Source organism: Burkholderia sp. M6-3, assembly GCF_050858985.1.
GTDB lineage: Bacteria > Pseudomonadota > Gammaproteobacteria > Burkholderiales > Burkholderiaceae > Paraburkholderia > Paraburkholderia caledonica.
Genome location: NZ_CP110090.1, coordinates 1,696,489 through 1,708,613, shown reverse-complemented (window position 1 = coordinate 1,708,613; position 12,125 = coordinate 1,696,489). Strand labels below are relative to the sequence as shown.

At 64.4% G+C, this 12,125-nt stretch carries 8 protein-coding genes; 7 read left to right on the top strand and 1 reads right to left on the bottom strand.

Annotation, left to right across the window (positions count from 1 at the left end; genetic code table 11):
• Nucleotides 1-20 precede the first annotated feature (20 nt).
• The 4 genes from msrB (at nucleotide 21) to OH764_RS07420 (ending at nucleotide 2,455) form a co-directional block, all read left to right on the top strand.
• Nucleotides 21-443 carry a peptide-methionine (R)-S-oxide reductase gene (gene msrB / locus OH764_RS07435; protein WP_498848568.1) on the top strand — a complete coding sequence of 141 codons (423 nt, stop codon included), beginning with the start codon at nucleotides 21-23 and terminating at the stop codon, nucleotides 441-443.
• Between the two features lie 378 nt (nucleotides 444-821).
• On the top strand, nucleotides 822-1,352 hold the full coding sequence (locus OH764_RS07430) for an inner membrane-spanning protein YciB (protein ID WP_498848567.1): 531 nt from the start codon (nucleotides 822-824) through the stop codon (nucleotides 1,350-1,352).
• A 1-nt stretch (nucleotide 1,353) separates the two neighbouring features.
• On the top strand, nucleotides 1,354-1,665 hold the full coding sequence (locus OH764_RS07425) for a BolA family protein (protein WP_498848566.1): 312 nt from the start codon (nucleotides 1,354-1,356) through the stop codon (nucleotides 1,663-1,665).
• A gap of 10 nt (nucleotides 1,666-1,675) precedes the next feature.
• On the top strand, nucleotides 1,676-2,455 hold the full coding sequence (locus OH764_RS07420) for a peptidylprolyl isomerase (protein WP_020065916.1): 780 nt from the start codon (nucleotides 1,676-1,678) through the stop codon (nucleotides 2,453-2,455).
• 152 nt (nucleotides 2,456-2,607) lie between these two features.
• Here OH764_RS07420 and purL read toward each other — a convergent pair whose 3' ends face one another.
• Nucleotides 2,608-6,702 (bottom strand): phosphoribosylformylglycinamidine synthase, encoded by a 4,095-nt coding sequence (purL, locus tag OH764_RS07415; protein WP_498848565.1) that lies wholly within the window; start codon nucleotides 6,700-6,702, stop codon nucleotides 2,608-2,610.
• Between the two features lie 376 nt (nucleotides 6,703-7,078).
• On the opposite strand from purL, the gene OH764_RS07410 reads away from it, so the two are divergent.
• The 3 genes from OH764_RS07410 to pgi all read left to right on the top strand — a co-directional run bounded on the left by OH764_RS07410 (nucleotide 7,079) and on the right by pgi (nucleotide 12,105).
• Nucleotides 7,079-8,377: an FAD dependent oxidoreductase family protein gene (locus OH764_RS07410; protein WP_498848564.1), complete on the top strand. Its 1,299-nt coding sequence runs from the start codon at nucleotides 7,079-7,081 to the stop codon at nucleotides 8,375-8,377.
• Nucleotides 8,378-8,478: 101 nt separating this feature from the next.
• On the top strand, nucleotides 8,479-10,071 hold the full coding sequence (locus tag OH764_RS07405; protein ID WP_498848563.1) for a carbohydrate kinase family protein: 1,593 nt from the start codon (nucleotides 8,479-8,481) through the stop codon (nucleotides 10,069-10,071).
• Nucleotides 10,072-10,482: 411 nt separating this feature from the next.
• A complete protein-coding gene (gene pgi / locus OH764_RS07400) occupies nucleotides 10,483-12,105 on the top strand; it encodes a glucose-6-phosphate isomerase (protein WP_498848562.1) in 1,623 nt (540 codons plus the stop codon).
• The last annotated feature ends 20 nt before the right edge of the window (nucleotides 12,106-12,125 follow it).

The following is a 12,125-nucleotide window of genomic DNA, read 5'->3' as shown; positions in this document are numbered from 1 at the left end:
AGCCCGAGACAGGAACCGATATGAACAATCCCGACGACCTCAAGCACGACACCCCGGCGGTGCAGAAAGACGACGCCGAGTGGCGCAAGCAGCTTTCCGACATCGAATATCAGGTGACGCGCCATGCGGCCACCGAGCGCCCGTTCACCGGCCGTTATCACGATCACTGGGAGCGCGGCATTTATGACTGTGTCTGTTGCGGCACACCGCTGTTCGAATCGGATACCAAGTTCGACGCCGGCTGCGGCTGGCCGAGCTACTTCAAACCGATCAACGGTGAAGTGATTGCCGAGAAAACCGACCGGTCGCACGGCATGCTCCGTATCGAGGTGCAATGCAAGAATTGCGGCGCGCATCTCGGCCACGTGTTCGAAGATGGACCGGCGCCAACGGGTCTGCGCTACTGCATCAATTCGGCTGCGTTACAATTCGACCCCAAGTAACGCAGCGTCCGGGTTTGTCGTGCTCTGTGCCTGTGCTGGCAAATTGCGGTTGCTGTCGGCGAATAGTCTGGCGTCCACCGACGCGGTAATGCGCCGAAGCAGCCGTGAGCAGCCAGGCCTAGGCCACAAGCAGGCATGGATGGCACAGTCCGCCCCGAACCGCAGGTAGGCGCAACTGGCAGCAACCTGCGGCATCGGAGAGCGAACGGACGCGGGGCATCGCGTCACGCTGGCACCACGGTTTCGCGTGGGCTGCGACGGAAATCAGTTCGCCTCCTCCGGCGCCGCGCCTGGTTGTGTGCTGCATGCCGCAGGGCGCCTCGTGCATGATGCCGCGCACTTTCCCTCCGACCCACTCTCCGAGTTCCCGTCAGATAAATGAAATTCCTGTTCGATCTGTTCCCGATCATCCTGTTCTTCGTCGCCTTCAAGGTGTGGGGCATCTTTACGGCGACCGCAGTAGCGATCGTTGCCACATTGGTGCAGATCGCGTGGGTGGCCTTCCGGCACCGCAAGGTGGACCCGATGCTGTGGGTGAGTCTCGGCGTCGTCACCGTGTTCGGCGGCGCGACGCTCGTTCTGCACAACGACACCTTCATCAAGTGGAAGCCGACTGTGCTGTATTGGGCCTTCTCCGTCGTGCTGATCGTGTCGCAACTCGCGTTCGACAAGAACCTGATCGAAGCGATGATGGGCAAGCAGATCACGCTGCCGCACGCGATCTGGGGCAAGCTGAGCGTGATCTGGGCGATCTTTTTCGTGCTGCTCGGACTGCTCAACCTGTTCGTCGCGTACAACTACACGACCGACCAGTGGGTCAATTTCAAACTGTTCGGCGCGACAGGCTGTCTGGTGGTGTTTATCGTCGGACAGAGCCTGTGGCTGTCCAAGTACATGAAGGAGGAATGACATGAGCGATATGTTCATGCACGCCACCACCGCCGAGCGTGCCGCGCTGATCGAAGCGCGCCTTACCGCCGCGCTCGCGCCCATCACATCGATCCAGATCACCGACGACAGCGCGCAGCACGCCGGCCACGCCGGCGCTGCCGCCGGCGGTCATTTCAGTGTCACGATCGTGGCTGCCGCGTTCGCCGGCAAGCCCCGCGTGGCGCGGCATCGCATGGTGTATGATGCGCTGGCCGATGCCATGCAGCGCGGCATTCATGCCCTTGCAATCACGGCTTACACGCCCGAAGAATTCGCTTTGTTGCCCCGCTAGGAAACTTCCGATGACCTTGAAGAAAACCCGTCTTTGGGTATTGCTGGCTGCGTTTGCGGCCGCACCTGCATTCGCACAGAACATCGCCGTGGTGAACGGCACGCCGATTCCGAAAGCGCGCGCCGACGCGCTGATCGACCAACTGGTTCATCAAGGCCAGCAAAACACGCCGCAACTTCAAATGGCCGTGCGTGAAGAACTCGTGAATCGCGAAATCCTGATGCAGGAAGCGCTGCGCCGCGGCCTGCCGAATCGTCCGGACATCAAGGCGCAAATTGCCGTCGCTCAGCAAACCGTCGTGCTGCGCGCATTGATCGAAGACTTCGTGAAGAAGAACACGCCGAGCGACGCGGAAGTCACCGCTCGCTACAACGCACTGATCAAGGACGCTGGCGGCAAGGAATATCACCTGCATCACATTCTCGTGGACAACGAGCAGCAGGCGAAGGACCTGATCGCGAAAATCAAGGGTGGCGCGAGCTTCGAAGATCTGGCCAAGCAATTCTCGAAGGACCCGGGATCGGGCAAGAACGGCGGCGACCTGGACTGGTCTGACCCGAAGGCTTACGTGCCGGAATTCGCGGAAGCGGCCACGCATTTGCAGAAGGGCCAGATGTCTGACACGCCGGTGCACACGCAATTCGGCTGGCACATCATTCGCGTTGACGACGTGCGCAGCATCACGCCGCCGCCGCTCGAACAGGTGCGCCCGCAGATCGTGCAGCAGATCCAGCAAGAAAAGCTGCAGGCATTTGAAGAAGGTTTGCGCAAGAACGCGAAGATTCAGTAAGCGCTAATTCGCAATCCTCGATCTGGTTCGAAAAAGCCCCGTTCAGTTGATGGCTGAACGGGGCTTTTTTATGTCGCGCTCCGGCGGGCTTAGCCGCCACTCGACTGTGCGATTTGGCCGAGTGCGCGCGAGTACGCGCACTCACTACCTCATTACCCCAGCCAGCGGCGTGCGTTCTGGAAGACGCGCATCCACGGGCTTGCGTCCGTGGCGCCCTCGCCCCAGCTTTCCGGATGCCAGCTCATTTGCACCGCGCGATGCACGCGCTCAGTGTGCGGCATCACAACGGTGAAGCGGCCGTCAGGCGTGGTAACGGACGTGATGCCGTTCGGCGAACCGTTCGGATTGAACGGATACTGCTCGGTCGCCTGACCACGGTGATCGACGTAACGCATCGCCACGGCGACCTTCGACGCATCGCCTTGCTGCGAGAAGTCCGCATAACCCTCGCCGTGCGCAACGGCGACCGGAATGCGCGAACCTTCCATGCCGGCGAAGAAGATCGACGGCGACGCCTCGACCTGCACGAGCGAAAAGCGCGCCTCGAATTTTTCCGACTTGTTGCGCGTGAACTTCGGCCATGCTTCGGCGCCGGGGATCATCGACGCGAGGCTGCTCATCATCTGGCAGCCGTTGCAGATGCCGAGCGCAAACGTGTCGGTCCGGCCGAAAAATGCCGCGAACATATCGGCCAGTTGCGAGTTGAAGCGGATCGCCTTCGCCCAGCCTTCGCCGGCGCCGAGCGTGTCGCCGTACGAGAACCCGCCACACGCCACCGCACCGGCGAAGTCCGCCAGGTCGGCGCGGCCCGCAAGCAGGTCGCTCATGTGCACGTCGTGCGCGTCGAAACCGGCGCGGTCGAACGCATACGCCGTTTCAAGGTGTGAGTTCACGCCCTGCTCGCGCAGAATCGCCACGCGCGGACGCGCGCTCTTGCCCACGTACGGCGCGGCCACGTCCTCAGTAGGGTCGAATGTCAGCGCCGGGGTGATGCCCGGATCAGCGGCGTCGAGCAGCGCGTCGTATTCCGCGTCGGCGCAAGCCGGGTTGTCGCGCAAACGCGAAATGCGCCAACTCACTTCGCTCCACGTGCGATGCAGTTCGACACGCGGCGCTTCGTAGACCTTCTTCGCGTCGCGATAAATTTCGATGGTATCGCGATCGTTGATTTTGCCGATCACATGCGAGCACGCCGACAGGCCATGCTCGCGCAACGCTGCCAGCACCGCGTCGCGGTCGACCGCGCGCACCTGAATCACGGCGCCGAGTTCTTCGGTAAAGAGCGCGCGGATCGTGCGGTCTTCGCGACGGCCGCTCGTCTGCTTCGCCCAGTCTTTCGCGTCGCCGTAATCCGACTCGTGATGCGGATCGAGCACGAGCATGTCCACATTCAACGACACGCCGACGTGACCCGCGAACGCCATTTCACAGACGGTCGCCCACAAGCCGCCGTCGGAGCGGTCGTGGTAAGCGAGCAGCTTGCCGTTCTGGTTCAACGACTGGATTGCGTTGAAGAAGCGCTTCAGGTCTTCCGGATCGTCCACGTCAGGCACTGTATCGCCGATCTGCTGCGCGACCTGCGCGAGAATGCTGCCGCCCAGACGATGCTTGCCGCGGCCGAGGTCAATTGCGATCAGCACGGAGTCGCCCACGCCGTCCGCACCGTTTGCCCGACGCAGTTGCGGCGTGAGATGACGGCGCACGTCTTCGACCGGCGCGAACGCCGAGATGATGAGCGAAACCGGTGCGACGACTTCTTTAGCCACGCCGCGATCTTCCCACTTGGTGCGCATGGACAGCGAATCTTTGCCGACCGGAATGCTGATGCCGAGTGCCGGGCACAGTTCCATACCGATCGCCTTGACCGTCTCATAGAGCGCCGCGTCTTCGCCCGGCGCGCCGCATGCAGCCATCCAGTTCGCCGACAGCTTGAGCTTGTCGAGCGACGCGATAGGCGCCGCTGCGATGTTCGTGATCGCCTCGCCGACCGCCATGCGGCCCGACGCCGGCGCGTTGATGACGGCGAGCGGCGTGCGCTCGGCCATTGTCATCGCTTCGCCTCGAAAGCCCGCGTAGTCCATGGTCGTGATCGCGACGTCCGCGACCGGAACCTGCCACGGGCCGACCATCTGGTCGCGCGCCGTGGTGCCGCCCACTGAGCGGTCGCCGATCGTAATGAGGAACGACTTGCTCGCTACCGTGGGATGGCGCAGCACGCTCACCGCGACTTCCGGGAGCGCGAGGCCGGTCACATCCACCGGCTGGACCTTCGGCTCGACGCGCTTCACGTCGCGATGCATGCGCGGCGCCTTGCCGAGCAGCACTTCCATTGGCATGTCGACCGGTTGGTGCGCGTTCTCGTCCTTCAGTTCCGGATCGATCAACTTCAGCTGACGTTCGGCCGTTGCCGTGCCGATCACGGCGAACGGGCAGCGTTCGCGCTCGCACATGGCCTGGAAAGCCGGGAGATCGGCGGGCGCGATGGCGAGCACGTAGCGCTCCTGCGCTTCGTTCGACCAGATCTCGCGCGGCGACAGGCCGCTTTCCTCGAGCTGGATTTTGCGCAGATTGAAAATCGCGCCCTTGCCCGCGCCGTCGACCACTTCAGGGAACGCGTTCGACAGGCCGCCCGCGCCCACGTCGTGAATGCTCAGGATCGGGTTTTTGTCGCCCAGTTGCCAGCACGCATTGATGACTTCCTGCGCGCGCCGCTCGATCTCCGGATTGCCGCGCTGGACGGAGTCGAAGTCGAGTTCGGCGGTATTCGTGCCGGTCGCCATCGAGCTTGCTGCGCCGCCGCCCATGCCGATGCGCATGCCCGGGCCACCGATCTGAATCAGAAGCGACCCTTCAGGCAGGTCGTGCTTGTGCGTGTGCTGATCCGAAATATTGCCGATGCCGCCCGCGATCATGATCGGCTTGTGATAGCCGCGCACGAGGCCCGCCACGTTCTGCTCATAGACGCGGAAATAGCCGCCGAGATTCGGCCGGCCGAATTCGTTGTTGAATGCGGCGCCGCCAAGCGGGCCGTCGATCATGATTTGCAGCGGCGAAGCGATACGGTCCGGGCGGCCATACGCCTCAAGCTTGTCGGCCGGATTGCGATGCGCGAGCGGCACGGCGACATCGCGTGCATTTTCCCAGGCTTCGACGCCGTCGGGCAATTCGAGGTTCGACACCGTGAAGCCCGCGAGCCCGGCCTTCGGCCGCGCGCCGCGGCCGGTCGCGCCTTCGTCGCGAATTTCACCGCCCGCGCCCGTCGCGGCGCCAGGGAATGGCGAGATCGCGGTTGGGTGATTGTGCGTCTCGACCTTCATCAAGGTATGCGTGAGTTCGACGCTGCGGCGATAGTGCTCGGGCAGTTCGTTCTCACCCAGCTGCTCCGGCGTGCGCGGGAACCAGCGCTCCGCCATGCCGCCCGCCATGATCGCCGAGTTGTCCGAGTAAGCGACGATCGTGCCTTGCGGATTGAGCTTCTCGGTATTGCGGATCATGTTGAAGAGCGAGATGTCCTGCTTCTCGCCGTCGATGGTCCATTCCGCGTTGAAAATCTTGTGACGGCAGTGCTCGCTGTTGGCCTGCGCGAACATCATCAGTTCGACGTCGGTCGGATTGCGGCCGAGTTTCGTGAATGCGTCGACGAGGTAGTCGATCTCGTCGTCGGCGAGCGCGAGGCCGAGTTCCGTATTCGCTGCTTCCAACGCGCGCCGGCTTTGACCCAGCACGTCGACGGTTTGCAGCGGCTTGGCCGGCAGTTCGTCGAACAGATGCAGCGCATGGTCGCGCGACGGCGCGACGCTCTCGGTCATACGGTCGTGCAACGCGGCGGCGACGGCCTCGCGCGCTTCGTCGGAAAGCGCCTTTTTGCCGCCCAGCAGGCCGCTTTTCAGCGTAACCGTGTACTCGACGCCGCGCTCGATCCGGCGCACCTGGGTGAGCCCGCACAGGTGCGCGATATCCGTTGCCTTGCTCGCCCACGGCGACACCGTACCGAAGCGCGGCACCACCAGAAACGTTTCGGCCGCGCCGCGCTCTCTGGTTTCTTCGAGCGGATGGCCGTAGTGCATCAGCGCCTCGATCTTCGCGTTGTCTTCAGCGGAAAGCGGGGTCTGGGCGTTGACGAAGTGCAGATATTGCCCGCGCACGCCCGTGATATTCGGGTCGATGCGCGTAAGCGTTTCGAGCAGGCGGGTTTGACGGAAATCGGAAAGGGCCGAAGCGCCGGGGAAACACGAGAAGTGGGCCATGGACTTGACGTTGCGTCGCTCAATGATGCCGAAGAGTCGCGCGTGATGGCGACATGAGGCGGAAAGGAAGTCCGGGATTATACCCCGGGAACGGCCATCCAGCGGGCCGCGCCATGGCCCCGGAATACGCTGCGCCGGTGTGTCGGGCGACGCCTGCGCAGCGCCGCGCGTGACCATGCGCGGGCGTTGACTGCTATCATTCGCCCTTTCATCAGATCGGCGCGAGCAAGGTTCTGGCCTTGCCGCCGGCAGTATGCCGCGAGTCCTGCCCGGATCGGATCCGGGGTCGTGTCTTCGCGTCATGTCCGGCCGCGCCGCATGTCACGCCTAGCGGGGCCCGCACAACGGCCCCCGCCCGGCAAATCGAATCAGAACAATGGATGTCATCGTCATTGGCGGCGGGATCGCGGGCGTCGCCACCGCTTATCAGCTACGCGCCGCGGGCCACCGTGTATGCGTCGTCGAGCGCCACGCCACCGTCGCGCAGGGCGCGACCTATGGACATGGCGGCACGGTCCTGCCCACCCCGCTCGACGTCTGGTTCGGCCCGACTTTCATGGCGAACCGGCAGAATGCGAAAAACGGCGTGCTCAGCAAGCCCGGATTCAACGGGCCGGCGCGCCAGTTCGTGAAGAAACTGGCCGAATTGCAGGAGCCGGACGAGTTCGGTCGTCAATACCGGCTGTTGCGCCCGCTTATCGAACTGTCGCGCGAGGCGATGGCCGACATGGAAGCGCGTTTCGGCTTCGAATTCGAACAGGCGAGCGGTCTGCTGTATCTGGTCCGTTCCGCTCAGGAGTGGCAGCAGTTGCAGCCCGCGCTCGGGCTGCTGGCGCTCTACGAAGTGCCGCATCATGTGCTGAGCCCCGCCGAATGTGCGGCGTACGAGCATTCGGTGCGCACCGAACCGGAATTCGCGGGCGGCGTTCTGTTCGAACACGAGCGAACCGCCAATTGCCCGCTTTTCACGAAGCTCATCAAGCAGACGCTCGACACCCAGGGCGGCGTGCAATTCATGCTCGGCTGCGAGGTGTCGGCGATCCGCCTCGACGGCCAGCGCGCCGCGGTCGAACTCGCGCCTCGGCCGGGCGCGGCGTCCCGGTCACGCGAAGTCGATGTAATCCACGCGGACACGATCGTGGTCGCCGGCGGTTACGGCAGCCTCGCGTTGCTCGAACGCCTCGGCCTTGCCTTGCCTCTGCATCCGCTGCGCGTGCACACGCTTGTCGCGCCCATCGCGCATGAGGAATGTGCGCCGCATGTCGCTATCGTCGACGCGATCAAGCGGATTGGGATCAGCCGGATGAATCACCGCTTGCGCATTGCCGGCGGTGCGGTCTTGCAAGGCGCCAATCTGATCGACAAGCCGCTCGGCGAAGCACTGACGAAAGAAGCGCTGGCGCTGCTGGGCCAGGCGACACACGACTGGATTCCGGGCGCGGCGCGTATCTCCGCGGCCTTGCCGTGGGAAGGCATCAAGCTGCTGTCGCCCGACGGCTTGCCGGTGGTCGGCAATGCGCTGCATCCGCGGCTTTTCGTCAATGTGGGCCACGGGCCCACGGGTTGGGGCCTCGCGTGCGGAGCGGGCAAGCTGATTGCCGATCTGGTCGCGGGCCAGGCGCCAGATCTGCCCGACGAAACGCTCGCCGCGCTGCGGGCGGACCGGTTCAGGTAACAGCAGGTGCGCCGGAATCGACGCATTGGGCGCACATCGGCACTACCATAGCGATTCCAGACGCTTTCGCACCCTGCGCAAGGGTGACCGCCCGCCTCGCCATGACAGAAACCGACCTCACGCCGCCGACACTGATTCGCCCGCATAACCGCGCCCTCCCGCTGCTGACGCTGACCGACCTGCGGATCGCGGAATCGCAAGCCGCCGCTTCGCTGCCGCAGCACACGCTGATGGACCGCGCCGGCAAGGCGGCAGCCAGCTTCCTGCTCGAACAGATCACCCGCGACACGTCGGTCGAAAAATCCAGGCAGCGCGTCTGGCTGATAGCCGGTCCCGGCAACAACGGCGGCGACGCGCTGATTCTGGCGGCGGAGCTGCACAAGGCCGGCATCGCCGTCGAATTATGCATGCCCGTGGAAGTGAAACCGGACGACGCCCGCTGGGCGCTCGCGACGGCACGCGCATCCGGCGTCGCGATCGCCACCGCGCCGCCCGCCTCGCTCGACGGCTACACTTGGCTCGTCGACGGCATGTTCGGCATTGGCCTCGCGCGGCCACTGGAAGGCGTGTTCGCCGCGACCGCGCGGCACCTCTCGCAACGCGCCCAAAGCCGGCCGCACACCGGCGGCGTGCTGGCGCTCGACGTGCCGAGCGGCCTCGACAGCGACACGGGCACCATCGTCGGTGACGGCGACGGCGACGCAGCCGTGCGCGCGACCCACACGGTTACCTTCATCGCCGGCAAGCCGGGCCTCTTCACGGCGCAAGGCCGCGATCTTGCCGGCTCGGTGACAGTCGCGCCGATCGGCGTCGACTGCAGCGCGCGCACGGCGGTGCAACTGAACGCGCCAGAACTCTTTGGCTCGTTCCTGCCGCCGCGCGATTTCGCGACCAACAAGGGCACGTTCGGCAGCCTCGCCGTGGTTGGCGGTGACACGGGCATGTGCGGCGCGCCGATTCTCGCGGCGCGCGCGGCGCTCTACACCGGGGCGGGCAAGGTCCACGTCGCGCTGCTCGGCGCCGGCGCCCCGCCCTACGACCCACCGCATCCCGAACTGATGTTGCATGCCGTCGACGAATTGCCGCTCGACAAGATGGATGCGCTGGCGCTCGGCTGCGGCATGGGCCACGGCGAGCGTGCCACGCGTGTGTTGCACGATGTGCTGCAACTCGATGTGCCGAAGCTCTTCGACGCTGACGCGCTCAATCTGATTTCGAAAGACTCCACGTTGGCCGTGGCGGTTACCGCGCGAGGCGTGCAGGGCGATCCCTGCGTGCTCACGCCGCACCCGCTCGAAGCCGCACGCCTTCTTGGCACCGAGGTGGTCCGCGTGCAGCGCGACCGCCTCGCCGCGGCGCGCGCTCTCGCCGCGCGCTTTGCGAGTGTGGTGGTGCTCAAGGGCACCGGCACGGTGATCGCGGCCCCCGACGGCCGTCTCACGATCAACCCGACCGGAAATGCCGCGCTCGCGACAGGCGGCACCGGCGACGTTCTCGGCGGCCTGATCGGCGCTTTGCTCGCGCAGCACTTGCCGGGCTACGAGGCGGCGTTGGCCGGCGTCTACCTGCACGGCCTCGCCGCCGACACGCTGAGCGCGCAAGGTGACGGTCCCGCCGGCCTCACGGCTGGCGAACTTGCGCCGATGGTGCGCAGCTTGTTGAACCGCATGTTTTATCCATCGGCGCAATCGTGATGTTGGGTATCGAGCGGTATGGTGCGATATTGGCCGAATCGGGTGGCCGGCTTCCGGCGCGGCTTGTGTCAAAGCGCTGCCGCCTGTGACGCAACGCCGTTATACTGAGTAATCGAGTGAGGAGTGCGTGAGCAACTGCGCTGACCGGTCGAAGCTGCGGCCGCGTTCGGACCGCACGCGAACTGAGCGCGCTTGCTGCGCGCATACTGCCTGTCGGCGTGGCGGTTCGTAGCGAGCCACTCGCAAAACGCGGCGGAATCAACCGGCGTTCACGACTGCGCGGGCGCTCAAGACTCACCGCGAACGCAGCCGTGCTGCCTTCGTGCTGCCTCGCTCTAACAGCATCGTTGCATCATTCTCGGCGGCGCCTCGCGCGCGCCTTTCTTTGTGCCCCTTGGTTAGACGGACGCTATGACCCAGAATTCGCTCCCCTCCTGGTCCTCTCTGCAAACGCACTACGAGCAGATCCGCGATGCACATCTGCGCGACTGGTTCGCTCCCGGGAACGACCCCGCGCCGACGCGTGCCGAGCGCTTTGCGTTCGCGGGCGGCGGCATCGCCGCCGACTTCTCGAAGAACCGCATCACCGACGAAACCCTGAAGCTGCTCGTGCAACTCGCGCGCGAAGCCGGTGTCGAAAAACGTCGCGACGCGATGTTCGCGGGCGAAGTCGTCAATCCCACTGAAGGCCGTGCCGCGTTGCACACCGCGCTGCGAGCGAGCAACCCCAATGCGCCGTTCCATCAGCAGGTGCAAGCCGAACGCGCGAAAATGGCCGCGTTCGCCGATCAGGTGCGGAGCGGCGCCTGGACCGGCTACACGGGCAAACGCATTCGCCATGTGGTGAACATCGGCATTGGCGGCTCGGACCTCGGGCCGAAGATGGTCGTGCACGCGCTGCATCATCTGGCCACGCCGGAAATCACCACGCACTTCGTGTCGAATGTCGATGGTGCCGATCTCTACAACGTGATGCAGCAGATCGACCCCGAAGAGACGCTCGCCATCATCGTTTCGAAGACGTTCACGACGCTCGAAACCATGACCAACGCGCGTTCGCTGCGTGACTGGTTCACGGAAAAGGGCTGCCCCGAAAATGCGCTGGCGAGGCATTTCGTCGGTGTGTCGGCGAATCCTTCGGAAGTCGTCAAGTTCGGCATTGCGAAAGAGAACGTGTTCGAGATGTGGGACTGGGTAGGCGGCCGATATTCGCTGTGGTCGGCGGTCGGTCTGTCGATCATGATCGCGGTCGGGCCGCAGCAGTTCGGCGAGTTGCTGGCCGGCGCGAACGAAATGGACGAGCATTTCCGCACCGCGCCACTCGAAAAGAATTTGCCGGTGCTGCTGGGCATGATCGGCATCTGGTATCGCAACTTCTTCGGCTCGCAAAGCTATCTCGTCGCGCCGTACTCGGAGGCGCTGCACTTCCTTCCGTCGTATCTGCAACAGCTGGAAATGGAGAGCAACGGCAAATCGGCGCGTCTCGACGGCGCAATGGTCGACTATCCGACCTCCGCGGTAACGTGGGGCGAGCCGGGTACGAACGGTCAGCATGCGTTTTTCCAGATGCTGCATCAAGGTCCGACCATTGTCCCGATCGACTTCATTGCGGTGCTGACGCCAGAGCATCCGCTCGTGAGCCATCATCCGAAGCTGCTCGCCAACTGCTTCGCGCAAAGCGAAGCATTGATGCTCGGCCGCACGCTCGAAGAAGCGAAAAAGGTCGCCGGTCCCGACAAGCCGGAACTGGCGCCGCACCTGGTGTTTCCGGGCAACCGGCCGACCACCACGCTGCTGGTCGAAGCACTCACGGCGCGTTCACTCGGCGCGCTGATCGCGCTCTACGAGCACAAGGTGCTTGTACAGGCGTCGGTATGGAACATCAATCCGTTCGATCAATGGGGCGTCGAACTAGGCAAGATTCTCGGCAAGGTGGTCGAGGCCGATCTGACGGCCGCCAGCGTCGACGAAAAGAAACACGATTCGTCGACCTCCGCGTTGATCGCAAGGGCGCGGGCCGCTTTGAAGCGTTGACACTTGAACGCCGGTTGGCT